General features: G+C 43.2%; 19 protein-coding genes. 17 read left to right on the plus strand and 2 right to left on the minus strand.

Annotated elements, in window-relative coordinates:
• The first annotated feature begins 21 nt into the window (after positions 1-21).
• Positions 22-543 carry a GNAT family N-acetyltransferase gene (locus tag H171_RS03685; protein ID WP_157803109.1) on the plus strand — a complete coding sequence of 174 codons (522 nt, stop codon included), beginning with the start codon at positions 22-24 and terminating at the stop codon, positions 541-543.
• Between the two features lie 64 nt (positions 544-607).
• Here the strand turns inward: H171_RS03685 and H171_RS03690 are convergent, their stop codons facing one another.
• Positions 608-2,302: a flavin monoamine oxidase family protein gene (locus H171_RS03690; protein ID WP_100303941.1), complete on the minus strand. Its 1,695-nt coding sequence runs from the start codon at positions 2,300-2,302 to the stop codon at positions 608-610.
• 254 nt (positions 2,303-2,556) lie between these two features.
• On the opposite strand from H171_RS03690, the gene H171_RS03695 reads away from it, so the two are divergent.
• From H171_RS03695 to H171_RS03705, 3 genes are all read left to right on the plus strand, one after another.
• Positions 2,557-3,519 carry a helix-turn-helix transcriptional regulator gene (locus H171_RS03695; RefSeq protein ID WP_100303942.1) on the plus strand — a complete coding sequence of 321 codons (963 nt, stop codon included), beginning with the start codon at positions 2,557-2,559 and terminating at the stop codon, positions 3,517-3,519.
• Positions 3,520-3,599: 80 nt separating this feature from the next.
• Complete coding sequence (locus H171_RS03700) at positions 3,600-4,115, plus strand: VOC family protein (protein WP_100303943.1); 516 nt, start codon at positions 3,600-3,602, stop codon at positions 4,113-4,115.
• A gap of 46 nt (positions 4,116-4,161) precedes the next feature.
• A complete protein-coding gene (locus H171_RS03705; RefSeq protein WP_100303944.1) occupies positions 4,162-5,172 on the plus strand; it encodes a GNAT family N-acetyltransferase in 1,011 nt (336 codons plus the stop codon).
• Positions 5,173-5,313: 141 nt separating this feature from the next.
• Here H171_RS03705 and H171_RS03710 read toward each other — a convergent pair whose 3' ends face one another.
• The gene (locus H171_RS03710; protein WP_100303945.1) at positions 5,314-6,555 is read right to left on the minus strand and encodes a GNAT family N-acetyltransferase; all 1,242 of its coding nucleotides are present in this window, start codon (positions 6,553-6,555) and stop codon (positions 5,314-5,316) included.
• A 238-nt stretch (positions 6,556-6,793) separates the two neighbouring features.
• Between H171_RS03710 and H171_RS03715 the strand changes: the two genes are divergently transcribed.
• The 13 genes from H171_RS03715 (at position 6,794) to H171_RS03775 (ending at position 18,964) form a co-directional block, all read left to right on the plus strand.
• The gene (locus tag H171_RS03715) at positions 6,794-8,053 is read left to right on the plus strand and encodes an alkaline phosphatase family protein (RefSeq protein ID WP_100303946.1); all 1,260 of its coding nucleotides are present in this window, start codon (positions 6,794-6,796) and stop codon (positions 8,051-8,053) included.
• A 4-nt stretch (positions 8,054-8,057) separates the two neighbouring features.
• Positions 8,058-9,272, plus strand: a complete 1,215-nt coding sequence (locus H171_RS03720) for an ROK family protein (protein WP_100303947.1) — start codon at positions 8,058-8,060, stop codon at positions 9,270-9,272.
• A 72-nt stretch (positions 9,273-9,344) separates the two neighbouring features.
• Positions 9,345-10,664 carry an ABC transporter substrate-binding protein gene (locus H171_RS03725; RefSeq protein ID WP_100303948.1) on the plus strand — a complete coding sequence of 440 codons (1,320 nt, stop codon included), beginning with the start codon at positions 9,345-9,347 and terminating at the stop codon, positions 10,662-10,664.
• Between the two features lie 71 nt (positions 10,665-10,735).
• Positions 10,736-11,626, plus strand: coding sequence for a carbohydrate ABC transporter permease (locus tag H171_RS03730; protein ID WP_100303949.1), 891 nt, complete (start codon positions 10,736-10,738; stop codon positions 11,624-11,626).
• A gap of 20 nt (positions 11,627-11,646) precedes the next feature.
• Entirely contained in the window at positions 11,647-12,480 is an 834-nt protein-coding gene (locus tag H171_RS03735) for a carbohydrate ABC transporter permease (RefSeq protein ID WP_100303950.1), read from the plus strand.
• Positions 12,481-12,492: 12 nt separating this feature from the next.
• Positions 12,493-13,269, plus strand: a complete 777-nt coding sequence (locus tag H171_RS03740) for a PHP domain-containing protein (protein ID WP_157803110.1) — start codon at positions 12,493-12,495, stop codon at positions 13,267-13,269.
• Between the two features lie 30 nt (positions 13,270-13,299).
• On the plus strand, positions 13,300-14,289 hold the full coding sequence (locus H171_RS03745) for a Gfo/Idh/MocA family protein (RefSeq protein WP_100303952.1): 990 nt from the start codon (positions 13,300-13,302) through the stop codon (positions 14,287-14,289).
• Positions 14,290-14,391: 102 nt separating this feature from the next.
• A complete protein-coding gene (locus H171_RS03750) occupies positions 14,392-15,396 on the plus strand; it encodes a Gfo/Idh/MocA family protein (protein ID WP_100303953.1) in 1,005 nt (334 codons plus the stop codon).
• A 16-nt stretch (positions 15,397-15,412) separates the two neighbouring features.
• Positions 15,413-16,429 carry a Gfo/Idh/MocA family protein gene (locus H171_RS03755; RefSeq protein WP_100303954.1) on the plus strand — a complete coding sequence of 339 codons (1,017 nt, stop codon included), beginning with the start codon at positions 15,413-15,415 and terminating at the stop codon, positions 16,427-16,429.
• Positions 16,430-16,575: 146 nt separating this feature from the next.
• Complete coding sequence (locus tag H171_RS03760) at positions 16,576-17,268, plus strand: aspartate/glutamate racemase family protein (RefSeq protein ID WP_100303955.1); 693 nt, start codon at positions 16,576-16,578, stop codon at positions 17,266-17,268.
• Between the two features lie 26 nt (positions 17,269-17,294).
• Positions 17,295-17,990: a metallophosphoesterase family protein gene (locus H171_RS03765; protein WP_100303956.1), complete on the plus strand. Its 696-nt coding sequence runs from the start codon at positions 17,295-17,297 to the stop codon at positions 17,988-17,990.
• A gap of 61 nt (positions 17,991-18,051) precedes the next feature.
• Positions 18,052-18,483: a GNAT family N-acetyltransferase gene (locus tag H171_RS03770; protein WP_207655171.1), complete on the plus strand. Its 432-nt coding sequence runs from the start codon at positions 18,052-18,054 to the stop codon at positions 18,481-18,483.
• Between the two features lie 187 nt (positions 18,484-18,670).
• Positions 18,671-18,964: an MBL fold metallo-hydrolase gene (locus tag H171_RS03775; RefSeq protein ID WP_242976853.1), complete on the plus strand. Its 294-nt coding sequence runs from the start codon at positions 18,671-18,673 to the stop codon at positions 18,962-18,964.
• The last annotated feature ends 56 nt before the right edge of the window (positions 18,965-19,020 follow it).

Genomic DNA, 19,020 nt, shown 5'->3' on the forward strand with positions numbered 1-19,020 from the left:
AATAGGAAAGGAGGAATAATATTGTTAGGAAATAAAATAATAGGGCAGCATGAATACAATATCCGGTTATTGTCAGGCGATGATGAGGTAGACGTACAAGATCTATGTGAAAGATGCTCGGACTTTTTTGAATTAACTGAAGGCAGACCGCCTGAAAAGGATGCAGGAACAAGCATTCTGTTTGACTTGCCGCCGGGTAAAGCAATGAAAGACAAGTTTGTATTTGGAGTATATAAAAAGAATGTTTTAATTGCTGTAATTGATATGGTTAAAGATTATAAAGCGACTGGAGAGTGGATAATAGGCTTACTTATGCTTGACCCAAAGGAAAGAGGAAAAAGTTTGGGAAGAAAATTACATGATTCTATAAAAGACTGGGTTCTGGAAGAACATGGCAGGGCATTAAGAATCGGGGTTTTAGAAGATAACCACATAGGGTATAAGTTTTGGTGTAAGATGGGATATATAGAAGTAGAAAGAGTGAAAAAGGCCTATGGAAATAAGGAACATACCGTAAAAGTTATGAATTTATTTCTTAAATGATCCGCTGCCCCATGTTACAGGGCAGCGGTTTTATGCATGGGCTTTAGCCTGAAACGGCTTTTACTCATGACGATGTAGAATTAAGCTGATCGTGAAACGTATTCGCCAGCTGATTGGCGGCTTCTTTACCGGTATATAATGCCCCCTGCATCCAGCCATGTTTTGTGGATAGGTGTTCACCGGCAAAGTAGACTCTCTGATTAAATTCCGGTTTCAGCATCTCATAGGCAAATAGTTTTTTCTGACCTGGAAGTGCCATAGCAAAAGCTCCCCGGATATTGGGTTGATTATCCCAAACAACGGTCTTATGGTCTTCCACTATGGAATCTAAGAATCTTCTTGGCAATCCGTGAACTTCCTCCACATTACTTCTTATCAGTTTATACCGGGGGATTTCGCTCATATTTCCCACCCTTGTTGCATTTAAATGATAATTATAGGAAGCCACCAGTACTCCAGGTTCATCCGGCGAACAGGAGGAAATATCGGGGCAAAGGATATGATCTCCAGGATAAAAGATGGACTGAATAGGCAGGTCTGTCTGGGAAAATCCCCCCACCATTCTTCCGTAATCGGTATCCTGCTCCCAAAAGCGTTTATTGCACATAAATAGTGTTTTTTGCGAATTAATATAATTAAATTCTAAAATAGCCTGCATCTTAAGGTTACTGAAATATGGCTTGATTTCAACCTCTCTTAAAGTGGAGTAGGGAATCGCACATACAACGTAATCAAATACATCGGTAGTTCTCCTGAGATTCCGCACATTACGATGAGTCAGAATGACTTGATTGTTATAAGGCGACTGATAAATACCTATAACCGTCTGTCCAGGCTGATATTTAACCGTGCCAAGCTGAGCAGCCGGAATATTTTGATACTGAGTCGGATTATCTGTGAGAAGGGATTGGACAAAAGCATATGGCAGATTTACAATTCCGCCTTCGATGGTATAGATGTTACGGTAATCAAGAGTATATTCCTCATGGGTGATTTCATCATAACTGACATTCAGTAAAGCACCGGTACCTGGGCTGACTCCTGAGATCAAGCTGATCGCCCCCTGGCTCAATCCCAGATTTTCCAGGGTCTGCCGGACGGAATAGTTTGTAAGAGTCAGATATTCCGGGGAATATTCCGGTAAAATTTGTATTAGTTCTGAACGGATTTCAGGCGGAAGCTGCAACATAAGATACAAAAAGGCATAGTCATCAAGCTCTGGCCAGGGAGTGCTTCTTTCCTGAGGGGTCAAATCGTATAAAGGATAAAGCATTTGTTCAATGGAGTCTGATGTTCTTAAACGGGTATTATGTACATATAAAAAATTATTTCGCTTCCTTACGGACAGTGGAAGGGTGTTGAGGCCTAATAAATTGATGTAATGCCAGGTGGTCTCATGAGTTACCGGGATTCTATGAGCGCCGAATTCATTGTAGTATTTGCCTTCCGGATCAAAATAATAGGTATAAACTCTTCCTCCGATTCTATTTTCATTGGCTTCCAGAATTGTAATATCGGCTCCCAGCTTACGAAGCTCGAATGCGGCGGATAAGCCGGCCAGACCTCCTCCGATGATACCGATTTTTACCCCTTTCATTTCTCCCGGCGATGCATAATTTGTGATATCCGGGGGAGGACTTAGTAAATTAACAATATATTCGTAATCTTCCGGACGGCCCGCCGTTTCTAATGATGTTCTGATCATTTCGCGCCGTTGTTCATTCGTGGGGTTTATAACTTGATTTAATGGAACCGCCATTGATTATACCTCATAATATCATTACAGTTTAATATATTGGAAACCTTTCGTGAATATAACAAAATAGGGGAGTCATGAGCTGCAGGCCGGCATAATTTGGATCTCATGGACGTGGCATAAGGAAAACGCTGTACAGAGATTGAGTTTCTGATTGTAATTTTAATGATTATTGTGTAAATTAATTACAGAAGATAAATATCTTAGATGCAGTTTTGATAATGAATGGGAAACATAGGAGAAAATGAGGTTAATCAATGTCAAAAAACGATAATATGCTGGCAATTCTCTGGATGCTGAATTCAGGGACAAAAATTACTGCAAAACAAATAGCGGAAAGGCTGGAGATCAATATACGGACTGTATACCGCTATATTGACTCGCTTTGTGCCAGCGGGGTACCGATCGTATCCGATGCAGGCCAGAATGGCGGATATAGTCTGCTGAATGATTTTATCAATGCGCCCTTATTTTTTGATGTAGATGAGCAAAAGGCCATTCTCCATGCAGCTGTGTTTGCAAAAGAAGCAGGGTACCCTTTTAATGAAGCATTAAGCAGGGCAACAGAAAAACTGAAAATGTATTCCAACCGGGAACAGAAACGCATTGTCGATCGCCATTTAACCGGTTTTGAAGTGATAAGCCGCGAGATCGATTCTTCTGTTAAGCCGAAATTGGTAGAGATAGAGCGGGCTGTGGCAAATGAGTATTCCGTGGAAATTGAATATCGTACAAGCCATGAAGAAGAATCCAGGCAAAGGATAATTGATCCATACGGTGTAATTTACTGGAACAATAAATGGTATACCATTGGATTCTGCCATCTGAGAAATGAAATCCGCAGCTTTCGTGCTGAGCGGATTTTACAGATAAACCGGACGCAAATGACGTTTAAACGTCCGGAAGCCTTTTCCGCCAAAAAATTCTTCCTACAGAATCTTTTACCTGACCTGGCAAATAAGGACAGGGTGGTTTCAGTCGTGATCAGAGGCAGGGCAGAGGCATTGGATGACTTGAGCATTCACTGGTTTTTAGGTCATTATCTGAAAGAGAGGACTCCAAATCAGGCTGTCTTTTTACTTGAAGAAAGAGTTATGAATGGATATGTGCCAAATTTTCTATTATCCTATGGGAGAGCCATTGAGATCATAGAGCCTGAGAACCTGAAAAAAAGACTGGCAGACATTGCGTTGGAGCTAATGGAATATTATCAAAATTAACGATAATACTGACAGCTGCTGTCAGGGTAGATAATATATAATGAGATTATATTGATGATTAGTAATAAGGAGGAAGAGCAATGGCGAAATACATGGGAGCAACAGGAGATCATACAAAAAATGGGCTGCCGAATGGGTTTACATCCATAACACCATTCATCGTAGTAAATAATCCCTCAGAAGCAATTATGTTTTATCAGTCCGTATTCCACGCAAGGGTTAAGGACAGCACAGAATTTTCCGATGAAAACGGTAATAGTATCATTGTTCATGCGGAACTTGATTTTGGAACTGGCTTTTTGCAGCTGGGAGCTGCGAATCCGGCTTATCAACTGGTTTTACCACCAGGGGATGATAATGCATGCTATTCTTTGGCAATTTATGTTTCCGATGTTGATGAGGTGTTTGATCATGCGGTGGTAAAAGGAGCAAAAATCCGGGAGAAAGTTTCAAACTTTGTTTCAGGGGATCGGTTTGGAAGTATTCTGGATCCATTTGGTGTGAGATGGACCATTATGACCAGGATCGAGGATTTATCAGAAGAAGAAAGCAGCCGGAGAGTAGAAGAATGGGCGAAACGCATGAGTACGGAATAAAGTGGGGAATACAAACTGTAAAATAAATGAAGTGGGGAGATAAGATATGAAATTTTATGAATTCAGGCCGATCAGTAATGATGATGTGCCAGCTATGGCTGACCTGTTGACGTGCAGGCAGAATCTTGAGAGTAATGAATTCCCATCTTTAAGAAACAGCTGTCTCAATACAATATATATCGAGGATTTACTTGAAAAACTATTCAAAAATAATAAATCAATTGGGATAGGTGCATTTGTAAATGATGAATTGGTCGGCTATATCGTAGGAAAGATAAAGATTGACCATGAGAGAGGCAGGCATGTCTGGGTGCCTTATGAAGGGATTGCAGTGAGGAGAGACCAGCCCTCAGAACTCATAAGAACTCTCTATGCTAAAGTTTCTGACCTGTGGATCCAAAAAGGCTGTTTTCACCAATATGCATTAATACCTCTTGGGAGCAAGGGGTATTATGAGGCTTTCCTTGGGTTGAGCTTTTCTATCCAGCAAGTACATGGGATAATGAATATTGGAGATTACAATGCATTTGAAACTGCATCTGATGCAGAAATCAGAATCGCCGGTAAAGCAGATAGGGAAGCAATGGGGAGAATGTCTGGAATCATCTTTTCCTATCAAAATTCTGCGCCTGTGTTTGAACCAGCTTTACCTGAGATTGTAGTGAGAATAAGGGAAGGATATAAAGGGCTTGCAGAGGATGAGGAAGCAATGATCCTCATTGCGGAAAAAGACAGAAAGGAATTGGGATTTCAGGTATACGAACCAGTTATTCCGGATTTAATGACGCCTGATGATGGAGTGGAGCTAAGTATCGCAGGCATTTACCCAACCCAAATGAGAGGCGGTGTTGGGAAGAAATTAATGAATGAAGGCAGCAGGCTGGTAAAAGAAAAAGGATATCAGAGAATCATAACTGATTGGAGGATAACCAATCTTGCCTCTTCGACATTTTGGCCAAAGTGCGGATTTAAGCCTATGGCTTACAGAATGGTTCGATATATTGATAATAATTTCACATGGGCAAACTTCAACAATCCGAGTTTGAAGGAGTTGTAGGACTGTTTTTTAGATAATAAATCCGGCTATCTGTCCAGTAGTTCATATGCTTGTGAAAAACGGCGGCTTAAAAAAAGCCGCCGTTTTTTAGTTTTGCCCATTTCCGTTTTACTCACTAAGGAGCAGACGGGCCATCAGGAATTAAAAGTAATCTGAAATCGCACACTTTTTCTTCGGAAAAACTTTCAGCAGAGTATCATTGCCGCATCGACGGCATTCAGCCGGCAGACAGGGGAGCTCTTCCTCTGTAACACCTCTGCAAATTAGCCTGGAGAACAGAGTGATATCCATGACAGTATCGGCCTGGGTTTCGGAACCGTCCGCATTATAATGGAGAGAGGAATAACGGCCTTCCTTCCAGCCCAGTTCCCATAAACCGCTATTGGCAGGGAGCCAGGAGTCGTTGAGAAAGAGACGAATAGAACCGTTTCCGAGGTATTGTGCAGCCTTTAAGACTTCCTCTGCGTGGACGACTCGTACCATGCCGTGCATTATCTGATGGATGGTAGCCGCACGTCCTGCCGGCAGATTAAATTCCAAGCAGAGAAGATCAAACGGGACGAAGTCCGGAAGGGGGATGCAAACTCTGTCATAATAGGCCTGTCTGCTTTTACAGAAATGAATCAGTCCCATAAGTCCTTCTATGTCTGAATATACAAATTCATGACAGTTCATGGTAACAGTCTGTTTTTCATCTGTAATTTTCGAGTAGATGAGGTAGCCGCAGGGGGATCCGGCTTCGTTGTAATACAGGTAGGTAAAACGGAAGTCACGGTCTGGTTCATATTGCCCCACGGCGTGGTGCCATTCGATTTCCTCCCGCATGACTGAAAGATTACATCCGGCAAAGAAAGCGTGATAAAGCATTTTTAAATCTTCCAGCCGTGATGGCTGATAAAGCTCTATGGTGCCAAGATCCTTGTAATCAGGAAGCTGTGCCATAGGGAAATTCCAATGTTTTCTGCGTACGCAGTAGGTGTATCCAAACTGGCCGTAATACGTTCCTGAGAATGGATAAAGGTAAGAAAATTGGATATTATGGGTGTGCCATTCTTTTAACATTGCTCCAAATAGAGCTTTCATCACCCCTTTGCCCTGGCAGCAGGGCATGGCAGCTACATCGCCGACCGCGGCCATAGAAGCCGCTTCACCGTCAAATTCCACTGAGCAGACGCAATGGGAAACACATGCCTGCATGGCTTTCTGTTCATCGAACCAGGCCAGGGTGTTACGGTAATCCCGCTTCATTCGGGTAACCGGATGCTTTTGTATGTTAGCGGCAGATTCCGCAGCGCAGGAGGCGCCGTCTATGGTCCGTTCAAAGACTGTAAAGCATATACGTCTGGATTCTTCCAGTTCATCTTCCTGTATTGCTCTTATCATAAAGTAATCCCCTTTCCAATTTATTTCAAATATAACACAAGCAGGTCTTTAGGACAAGAATTTGCCTACTTCTTTTAACTAAGTTTAATGATTAAAAAAAGTTTGTGAAATAAAGTGAAAAATGTCCAATAAAAAGAGAAAAAACAAAAAGATAATTGACATTATAGATAGCTTGAATTATATTTAAGCCGAATTATTTTAGTGACTAAAAATAGAATGAGGGAGGATACAGAGTTCGATGACGAAAAAACGTCTCATCTACATCAATCTTGATGGTTTTGGAAAATACTATTATGATCAGATGAGTGCAGGGAAGGAGGCCCTCCCTAATATAAAAAAGCTTGTGAAAAGAGGTGTTTTATTTGAACAGGCTTATACTGGAATACCGTCCATTACCGTCCCAATGCAGACAGGAATTGTCAGCGGCTGCTATTCAGACCGAACGGGAAACTGCGATAAGTATTGGGATAGGGAGGCCAATGAAATAATTCTTACAGGACGCCTTAACCGGGCGCAGACCATAGGTGAAACACTTGCAGAGGAAGGAAGAACCTTCGTATCCATCCAGCAGTTTGCGCTGGAAGGAAAGGGCGCTGTCAGGGGGAAGAGAGACAGGCTTTATACGGAACCTGGTGGTGACTACAGGATACGTTTCTCCATGTTATTGAAGCTTATACGGGAAAATGTCATAGAGGATAAGGGAACCGTATATGAGTATCCGGAATTTCCGGAAGCCGTGTTCCTGTACATAGACGATCTGGATTCTGTGGGTCATAATCCTCCCTGGTGCTATGCAGATTCGGAACGAAAGCGTGTTGATAACGTCTGCCGGGTGCTGGAGGGAATTGATGAGATGCTGGGGGAGATGTTTAACAGTCTGGAAGAGAAAGGACTGTTTGATTCTATGTATCTCCTTCTGACCACAGACCATGGCATGATTAGCTACAGAGGGAAAAGCCGGTTAGGTGACTTTATATGCGCCCTGGAGGAATGGGGATTCCGAGTAGCTGTATGTAAAGAAGGAAAAGTGGAAATGAAGGATTATGATATCCTTTTAACCTCCCATGATATTCAGTGTCAGATGTTCTTGAATGAAAAGTCAGAAGACTTGAGGGCAATGAAGGTGGAAGCTTTAAAGAAATGCATCATTAAGCTGCCTTATGTGGAAACAGTCATGACAGCGAAGGAGCTTGCGGACCGGGGCGTGTACCGGGATTATGCAGACCTTTTAATCAGTCCGGCGGAGGGAGAAAGCTTTTCCTTATATCCCCTTGACCAGGAACATTTATATGCGACCCATGACAGCCTTCATAAGAAATGCCAGCACATTTTTACAGCAATGGCAGGGCCTGGTATAAGGTCAGATTACCGGGAAAACTCCCTGGTGTACACTAAGGATCTAATTCCCACGCTGGCATATTGTTTGGGCTGGAAACAACCCAGAGATGCAACCGGCAGGTGGCTTACTTCGATTCTGAGAGAAGAAATGGAAAGGTGATTGTTTGAAGGCAGGAAAAGAGACAATTAAATACATAAACAAGCAAAACATATTGAATGTTTTCCGGGAAAAGAATGAAGTGACCAAAGCCGAGATCATGGGAGTTACGAAATTAAGCGCGGCTACGGTATCGAATCTGATTCAGGAGCTAATGGAAGAAACACTCCTGACAGAGAAATATTACGGTGAGTCCAGCGGCGGCAGAAAACCTATGATATACAGCTTAAATGGAGAAAGGGTTAGAATTCTTACTGTTAAAGTGACTACAAAAGGGATTCTTGCAGGAATTGTGAATCTGAAAGGTGAAATTATCTGGCATAAATCCTTACCAGTTAGAATTCACGATGAGGCTACATTTCGCAGTGCGATGAAAGAGGCAGCAGCTCAGCTTAAGGAACAGCAGCGAAATCTGATGGAACAGATATCTATTGTTGCATACAGTATACCGGGTGTTATTTGCTACAGTACAAGAAGTATCGTTTATTCCGCTGCACTATATCTGGAGAATGTTGATCTCCAGGCTTTGAGCGACCGGTTATTTAATAAGGATATGGAGGTTTACGTATTTAAGGATACGGATGCCCTGATTCTGGGGGAGTATTACGGAACAGGAAAGGACAGCCGAAACATGGTATACCTTCTGTGTGATCAGGGCGTCGGCATGTCGGTGATTAGTGAGGGGAACCTCCTGCGGCTAACTGGCTGCGGCCTTGAAATCGGACATACCACGATAGATCTTCATGGACTGCCGTGCAAATGCTCGTCTACAGGCTGTGTGGGGACACTTCTGGGAGAAAAGCCTGCGGCAGCGCAGTACACACAGATATATGAAACGATTTATCCGGAAACCATATTTGATGGTACTACGCTTTCTTACGATGTGCTGATTGACAGGTCATTAGAAGGAAAGGACAAAATTGCCTCAAGGGTCATGAGAGAGCAGATTGAATTACTTTCTGTGGTCGTGGTCAATACAGTTAATCTATTCAATCCCGATCTGGTAGTAATTGGCGGACCAGTGGCGAGAATTCCTGAAATGGCTGGTACAGTGGAGGCGTGGGTGAAGAAAAAGGCGCTTAAGCCATTTACCTCTAGTATATCGATTAAGGCTCCCACGCTGGGAAATCACGCATCGTTATATGGTATGGCGGAGTATGTGCTGGACAAAGAAGTATTTACTGCGGTTTCTATCAGAAAACTGACAGGATTTCTAGCCTGAAAAAACACCGCAAAAGCGGGTTTTGGTGTTTTGCAAACGCCTAAATATTCTAAATAAGAGGAGGATTTCATAATGAAGAAAATGGTATCACTGATGGTCGCAGCGGCGTTAGTGGCTGGAGGAATCTCTGGCTGTTCAAAGGCAGCTGTAAAGGAGACATCCGGAGGGGCAGCAGGCCAGGAAAAGACAGCAGAAACAACAGCTTCCCAGGAAAGCGGCGGTGGAGAAAAGTCTCCAGTGACGCTGACATACTGGCAGCATTCCAGTGCGGCGAGAGATGATATGATGACCGAGCTTGTCAAAACATTTGAAGAGCAGAATCCGGATATTAAGGTAAATCTGGAATTTATTCCGGAGGCAGATTACAGTCAGAAACTGATTCCTGCACTTGCAACTGATACAGCTCCCGATGTATTTCAGATACAGTCCGGAATGGTGTCAAAACTTGCGCAGTCCGGAGCCATAAAACCACTGGCTGAAAGCGTTATGTCTGCAGATTCGATCACGGCTGGTTTTGTGCCTGCGGCAGTAGATGGTTTGAAATACGACGGCAAATATTACGGTATGCCTACAGACTTACAGACAATCGTACTGTTATGGAATAAAAAGTTGGTGTCTGAGGCTGGTCTTGATGCGGAAAAAGGTCCGCAGACCTGGGAAGAATTTTTTGATTGGGCGAGAAAGCTGACAAAGACAGAAGACGGCAAGCTGGTTCAGTCCGGATGGGGTGGAACGGGATATGCACCGGAAGTGCTTTCCATAATAAAGCAGTACGGTGGTACCTTCTATGATGACACGGCAGGTCAGTACGTATTTGCTGACGATCCGAAGGTCCTGGAGGCGATAAAAGCTTACATAGCGTCATACAAAACCGACAAGGTATATAACACGGAATTCGTAAAAAGCTGGGCCGGTTTCAGGCAGGGTCTGATCGGCATGATGTTAGGCCATCCAGCCATGATCGGCAATTTACCGCAAACAGCTCCCGATCTGGATTTTGGAGTGGGGCTGATTCCGGCAAAGGGAGAGAGCCGTGCAACCTGCGTGACCTCATGGGGCTACGTAATGAGCGCGAAGGCTCCAGATGAGGCGGCTACCCGGTTCATACAGTTTTTAAGCAGCGAGGACGTGGAAAAGCAGTGGACAGAGAAGACGGGAGAGCTGCCGGCCAGAAAAACACTCTTAGAGGATGCGGGCTTAAAATCAGAGCTGAAAGTGGCGGTTGCCATTGAATCCCTGAATGATTCATTTGTTGGGGTGCTCCAGACCTCTGCGCTTAATACCATCTGGACAGAATCTATGGATCGGATTTTAAAGACAGATGAACCGCTTGAAACCATCTTAAAGGATGCCCAGAGCAAAATGAATGATGAATTAAAGAATCCGGTATAAAAATCAAAAAAGGGTGCCAAGCGGCAGGTCCCGCTTGGTGCTTCCAAGTACTTACGTTAGGAGGTTTTTGAATGAAAGTATCTCAAGGCGCAGTAAGTCGGAACCGGATTACTATGCACAAGGCAGTGCCGTATTTTTTTATTGCACCATCCATCATTTATATATTTCTTGTTACTCTGGTGCCGGCCATCATGGCTCTGCCCATCAGCTTTACAGACTGGTCGGCCTTAAGCCCGAAAAAAAATTTTGTAGGACTTGATAATTATATCAGGCTCATGGGGGATAAGGATTTTTGGAAGTCGTGCCTTGTCATGGGCCAATTTTTTATCTATGTGCCTCTAGTTATGGCCGCAGGTCTGGGTACTGCGCTGCTGCTGAATATAAAAATTAAGGGCGTCAAATTATTCCGTCTTATATTTTATTCACCGGTTATTACCTCCACAATTGCTGCGGCGATTCTGTTCGAATATTTCTTCCAGCCCAGTTTTGGTCTGTTTAACAGTATCTTAGGCTTTTTTGGCCTAAAGAGTCTTGGCTGGGTGGAAAATGCCTCTACAGCCGTACTGTCTGTTATTATCTTCAAGGTGTGGAAGGGGTTCGGAGAGGCCATGTTGATCTATCTGGCAGGACTTCAGGATGTTCCAGCCGAGATAAAAGAAGCATCCGCCATCGATGGAGCAAGCGGCTGGCAGACATTCCGATACATTACGTTTCCTATGCTGCGCCCTGCCCATATTTACCTTCTCATGAAAAATGTAATCGGCGTTTTTATGATTTTCCAGGAGACCTATATGTTAAAGGGACCGCTAAACAGCACCAGAACTGTTGTGAACTACATTTACGAAAAAGGATTTCAAAGCTATCAGATGGGATACGCATCCGCAATGTCCTTCGGTCTGTTTTTTATTGTGCTGCTCATTACTTTGGTCCAATATAAAGCAACCAAAATGGATGTATTATAGGAAGGAGACAGTGCAACCAAATGAATAAAGAAAAAACGAAAAAAGTGGCTGTGAGGGTCTTTTTCTTCCTCATAACCCTAGGACTGGCTGTTATTATTGCCTTCCCCTTTGTGTGGATGATATTTGCTTCTTTCAAAGAATCGAAAGAATTTTATGTATTGAAGCCAACATTGCTGCCGGAACATTTTATTCTGGATAATTTCAGGCAACTGTTTGAAAAATTGAATATAGGTCTTTATTACTGGAACAGCGTGATAGTTACAGTCACACAGGTGTTTTCAACAATTGTTATCGTCCTGTTGGCAGGTTATGGATTTGCAAAGTATGAATTTAAGGGAAAGAATGTACTATTTCTTATGGTTCTGTCTTCTACCATGATTCCATGGGTGGCCACGATTATCCCGCTTTATATCATGGCAAACCAGTTAAAGCTGGTAAATACCATGGCCGGCTTAATCATACCAGGGATGGCAGATGCCTTCAGCATCTTTTTGGCAAGAAATTTCATGTCGGCCATTCCAACGCCGCTTTTAGAAGCTGCAAGGATAGACGGAGCGGGAGAATTGCTGATTTTCAGGAAAATCGTAATTCCTGCAGTAAAGCCTCTGATTGCGGTCATTGCCATTCAAAAGATGGTAGGAAGCTGGAATGCATTCCAGTGGCCTCTTCTTGTGGTGAACTCAGATAAGTTAAGGACACTTCCACTAGCCATTGCCAAGCTGTCTAGCCAGTATTACGATTCATACAACTTAAAAATGGCTGCTGCTGCTGTGGCTATCATTCCGGTTTTAATCATATACATCATATTCCAGAGATATTTAGTGGAAGGCGTGTCGCTATCCGGAATTAAATAGGAAGGTATGGTTATGGTAGATTATCATGTACATACAACATTTTCCGATGGGGAAAGGACTCCAAAGGAAGTCATAGATCTGGCTGTCGCTCTGGGCATTGAAAAGCTGGCAATTACGGACCATTTCGATGTATATGATCCGGGGCTTTCAGGACATCAAAAGACTACAGGGGAGTTACTCCGTCATTTTGACAGAATCAGAAATTTGGCTGGGGGAAAACCGATTACGGTCTATTGCGGCATTGAGACCTGTACGGATGAATACGGGCATTTGCGCATTGACCGGGAATGCCTTTCTGCCTGTGATCTCATTATAACCAGTCCCCATTATATAGAGGGAGACTATCCCTTTCGGCAGGGAGTGTATTTCTGTGATGCCTACTGGCTGGCTTATAAGAAAAAGTTGCTTATGATGGCAGCAGGAGAAGGACACGTACTGGGTCACCCGGAAGGATACCTTCCCATCGGGCCGATGCTGGTCGAGGGTACGACTTATGAGGGAAGACAGGAAATCTGCAGAAGCATCAGCGTGGAATACTTTGATCCTGCATTTATCCAGGAGTTGGGAGAGCAGCTTAAGAAAAGTGGGAAGGCATATGAGCTGCATGGTGCCACGAAAACGCCAAGAGAATGGGTGGTAGAGGCGTTGGCAAAGCAGGACATTTTATTTTCGCCAGGAAGCGACGCTCATGCTGTCAACATCCTTGGGAAAAATGAGCGGGCTATGGAATTGGTAAAAAAATACAATCTTAAATTGTATGAACCGGAACACGGTCGTACATGCAGATAAAGAAAAGACAGAAAGTAGAGGGATGCGGTAATGGTAAAAATTGCATTGATCGGCTGCGGAACTATGGGAAGAACCCATGCCGGTGGATATTTAAAGATTAAGGAGGCAGCTGTAACGGCCTTCTGCGATATACAAGAGGAGCGGGCGGTGAAGCTGGCAGAGCACCACGGCGCTAAAGCGTTCAAAAGCTTCGAAGAAATGTTGGAGCAGGGAGACTTTGACATGCTGGATGTGTGCCTTCCTACTTATCTCCATAAGGAATACGCCATTGCAGCCATGAATAAGGGGAAGCACGTTTTTTGTGAAAAGCCCATTGCTCTGACAATGGAAGATGGTGAGGCCATGCTGGAAGCGGCCAGAGCAAATGAAGTAAAGTTTTCTGTGGGTCATGTGCTGCGCTTTTTCCCAGCTTACAAACAGGCAGGGGAACAGATTGAAAATGGCAGACTGGGGGTTCCGAGGCTGATCAGGACTACAAGAAATCAAGCGTTTCCTCAGTGGAGCTGGGAGAACTGGTATCAGGACTATGCAAAAAGCGGAGGCCCCATCTTGGATCTGGTGATTCACGATGTGGACTGGATCATCCGCAACATTGGAGCAGTAGAACGGGTTTATGCGAAAAGCTTTAACGGCACAGTGGCAGGTCAGGAGCACTGTATCCTTCTGCTTCGCCTGAAAAATGGAGCCATAGCCCATGTAGAGGGGAGTTGGGCTTACCCCAGCGGTTCTGCTTTCCATGTAACCTATGAAATTGTGGGAACAAAGGCACAAATTGAATTCGATAATCTGACCACCTCTCCTGTGATCAAGCAGACTTGTGAAAATGGCCTGCACAAGTTAGAGGCATTTTCACCGGTCGAGGGGTTATCAGAGCCCTATTGTGCGGAATTGAATGAATTTGTGCGTTCTATCGAATATAACTTACCTTTGGCGGTAACCGGTCAGGAAGCCGTAGAAGCATTGAAGGTAGTATTGTCGGGCATACAGTCATCTAAGTCAGGACAGCCGGTGAGCTTATAGCGGTATGCCATTCCAACTTAAGTGTAATAAAAAAAACAAGACGAGAGGTGCAGGGGTTCATAACCCCGTTGATGCCATTCGCAGAAAGGCAAACTATAAAGAATGAAGAATATAAAAATAGGTGTAATCAGCTTTGAACATATGCATGCTGTAAGTTATACAAAAGCCCTGCTGGCGCTTCCGGGAGTGGAGCTTTTGGGCATAGCCGACGAGGACGAATTTCGGGGAACTAAGATGGCTTATGAGTTTAATACCAAATATTTTAAGGATTACCATGACCTTCTTAATGAAGCAGTGGACGGGGTTATTATCTGTACCAACAATAAAATGCACTGTCAGGTGTCGGTTGATGCCGCACGAAAAGGAAAACATATTTTGGTTGAGAAGCCTTTTGCCCTGACTGCGGCTGAGGCCAAGCAGATGGTTAAGGCCGCAGATGAGGCCGGAGTCCGTATTATGAATGCATTTCCCATGCGCTTTAACCCGAATATTACGGCCGCAAGGGAGATAGTGGAACGCGGGGAAATAGGGGATATTTTAAGCATAACAGGCATTAACCACGGGAAAATACCGTCCGGTTGGTTTTTGAATAAGGAACTGTCGGGAGGCGGCGGAGTGATGGATCATACCGTTCATCTGGCTGACTTGATTCGCTGGTTTACAAATAGCGAGTACCGTTCGGTTTACTGTGAAAGCGGTAATCTGATTCATAACCGGCAGATCGATGACTGCGGAATAGTCATGGCTGAAATGGAAAGCGGAGCGTTTGTCACCATTGACTGCAGTTGGGCACATCATAAAAATTACCCCATCTGGCCTCAGGTGGATATGGAAATTATCGGGACAAAGGGTGTGCTGGAGGTAAAGGCCTTCGGACAGGTCAACCACATCGTGGATGAAGCAGGTGACATCATCGAGGACGTGATATGGAATGAAGGTGGTGACGAGGGATTGATACGTGAGTTCGTGGAGGTCTTAAGAACCGGGAAAGAACCACTGGCGTCAGGAAAAGACGGAGCCAGGGCCTTAGAGGTGGCTGTAGCCGCCTACCAGTCCACGGACAGCCATATAACCACCAGAGTGGAACATATTGAATTTGACAGATAGAGAGAGGCTTAGAAGAATGAAGGCAGGAATTATTGGCTGCGGGAAAATCTTTCCTATGCACGCGGTTTCAATCAAAAAGCAGCCATGCGTACAGCTTGTGGCAGTATGCGACAGTAACAGAGAACTTGCAGAGAAGACGGGAAAGCAGTACGGATGCAGCTACTATACGGAATACCGGGAAATGATAGCAAAGGAGGAGCTTGATGCGGTACATATCTGTACCCCTCACTATCTTCATGCGGAAATGGCTGTCTATGCCTTGGAGCATGGAATCAATGTATTAACAGAAAAGCCCATGGCCATTGAACTGGAGGATGCAAAACGGATGGAAGCGGCGGCTGAAAAAAACGAACGGGTTTTAGTGGTTAGCTTTCAAAACCGTTATAATCCAGGCTCGCTTCTGATTAAAAAGACATTGGAATCGGGAGGACTGGGAAGTATTATTTCCGCTAAGGCTTCCGTAACCTGGAACCGGTCTGATGAGTATTATTCCAGGAGTAACTGGAAGGGGACATGGGAGAAGGAGGGCGGTGGTGTGATCATTGATCAGGCTATTCACACGCTGGATCTTATGAACTGGTTTATTGATTCTGAGATTCAGTGGGTTGATGCCACCATCAGCAGCAGGGCCCATAAGACCATAAGGGTGGAAGATTGCGCGGAAGGGCTAATCCATTATAAAAGCGGGATTAATGCCAGCTTTTATGCAATGAATTATTATACTTATGATGCGCCAGTGGAGATTGAGCTGCACTGCGAAAAGGGTATGGTGAATCTGACCGGAGAGAAGGCGGTGATTGTTTTTCATGATGGACGGCAGGTGGTAGCGGACAGGAACCCCATGGAAACCTTTGACTTTGGAAATGTAAAGCAGTACTGGGGTGTGGGGCATATGAAAGAGATTCAGAATTTTTATTCCTGCCTGGCAGAGGGGAAGATACCGCGTAATACATCAAGAGAGGTGATGGCGGCGCAGGAGCTGGTGTGTGCAATTTATAAAAGTGGGAAAGAAGGAAGACGGGTTTTATGTTGAAGAAAAGGGAGACTGGAAAATCTCCCTTTTCTTTTATTATTTTCACTCGATATACAGGCAAAGACAGATTTATCTTTTAGCAGTTAAAGACAATGTAAGATAATTATGATATGATATCAATAAATAATTAGGGGGAGGAAACAAAAATGAAAACAATAGGACTGATTGGCGGAATGAGTTGGGAAAGCACGGTTACTTACTATAAAATTGTAAATGAAACAGTGAAAAATGAGCTGGGAGGATTACATTCAGCAAACGTGCTTTTATATAGTGTGGATTTTTCTGAAATTGAGAAGTGCCAGGCAGACGGTGACTGGGATAAAAGTGCTGCTATTTTATCAGCAGCAGCTAAAAATCTTGAAAAAGCAGGGGCGGAGTTTATTGTGATCTGTACAAATACGATGCACAAGGTAGTTCCCCAGATCCAAAGCAGCATTACGATTCCTGTTATTCATATAGCGGAGGCAACGGCAAATGAATTAAAATATCATAACATTACAAAAGTCGCATTGTTGGGTACAAAATATACCATGACTCAGGATTTTTATAAAGATAAGTTAATTAATGCAGGAATTACAGTTCTTATCCCAGATGAAGAGGAAATTGAAATTGTGAATGATGTGATTTACAATGAATTGTGTCTGGGAATTATTTCAGAGGCATCGAAAGAAAAATACCTCAGCATTATTCGCGGCCTTGCAGAACAAGGTGCACAGGGAGTTATTCTCGGCTGTACAGAAATCGGCCTGCTGATACAGCAAAAGGATTTGGAATTGCCTGTTTTTGATACTGCACAAATTCATGCTGTAAGGGCTGCAAAGCTATCCATTGAAAAATAAATGCCGATATAAGGAGGTAATTATAAATGGATTTTGCAGTACTATCAGATATACATGGCAACTACATTGCTTTGGAAAAATGCGTGGAATACGCATTGTCTAGAGGCGTAAAAGCCTTTGCTTTTTTAGGAGATTATGTTGGTGAACTGGCATATCCTGAAAAGACAATGAAAATGATTTTTGAAATGGCTGAGAAGTACAACTGCTATTTCATCAGAGGAAATAAAGAAGATTATTGGATAGATTATTATAATAACGGTGAACTTGGCTGGAAAGATAAAGATTCCACAACAGGGTCTTTGCTGTATTCTATGATAGTATGCGGGCATACTCACATTCAGACCAAATTTGAAATTAACGGAAAAACGGTACTAAATGCTGGATCAGTCGGAGTTCCTTTGTTTAGTAATAGAAAATCTCAATTTTTGATTTTACATCAAACAGGCAAACAATGGAAAGAAGAATTTATTAGTATTGAATATGATGTAGAAAAGGTAATAGAGGAATTACATACATCAGGACTTAACAAATATGCACCATACTGGTGCATTGTAACAGAAAACTTATTACGAAACGGTAATATATCGCCTGGCACAGTATTGAAAAGGGCTATGGCATTATGTAAAGCTGAAACCGGTACTTGCATATGGCCAGATATTCCCGAACAGTATTGGAGACAAGCAGTAGAAGAGATTTTGGTAAATAAGCAAATTAAAGTCTGATTCAATCATCAGGCAGTGAACGATTCTATTATATATAGTTAGAAAGTTGAGGGAGGAAAATATGGATATACAGATAGTATATGAAGCTCCAAAAGCCCAGGATTACATAAGTCTTCGGTTACGTGCGGGAATGAGTAATAAAGATTTGGAAAGAAGCAAAATTGCTTTAAAGAATTCTCTGTTTGCTGTATCTCTGTATGATAAAGAAAAACTGATCGGTTTTGGCAGGGTAGTTGGGGATGGAGGCATCACCTACGTTGTAAGTGATATAATGGTTGATGGAGAATACCGGCGGAGAGGTTATGCGGAACAAATCATGCAGGCCATTGACCGTTACTTTGATGAGAACACACATGAGGACAGCTATATTTGCCTGATAGCGAATTGCCCTGCTGACCAGCTGTACAATAAGCATAGATTTGAATACTTGCCGGATAACAGATGTGGAATGCTTCGAAATCAGAGTAAAGAGAACAGTTATCGGTGTATTTAAAGTGGAAGTAAAAACTCTTTCCTGTAAAGAGCACTTATAATATTTCTGCCCCGGATTCACAAAATAGAAATACGACAGGAGAATCTTTTAATGGAATTTAGACAACTAACAGATTGCGTGTTTTGCAGCATGTTTGATAAAGCGGCCGACACAAGTGGTAACCTCCGATCTTTCTTTTGGCGAATCCATGGAAATTGATCTGGGGGATATAACTGCGGAACTTTATCATGTGGAATCTCCTCATAGTGAGGATTGTGTCTGTATCCTGATACGTCAGGAAAGAGTATTATTCATCGGAGATGCGGTTGGGGTTGATTATTATAACAACTGCTTCTTAGATAAAGAGAAACTTCGTTCATTAATTACATCGATAGAAGGATTTGATTTTGATATTTGTGTCATGGGACATGCCGAACCAATGAGTAAGGATAATATCCTCCATATCATGCATTCTCTTTTGGAACGCCAGGAGAACGTATAATAATCAAAGGCTGCATAATTATAACTTATGCAGCCTTTTTTATGGAATGTAAAGTT

Source organism: [Clostridium] celerecrescens 18A (genome assembly GCF_002797975.1).
In the GTDB taxonomy this organism is placed as follows: domain Bacteria; phylum Bacillota; class Clostridia; order Lachnospirales; family Lachnospiraceae; genus Lacrimispora; species Lacrimispora celerecrescens.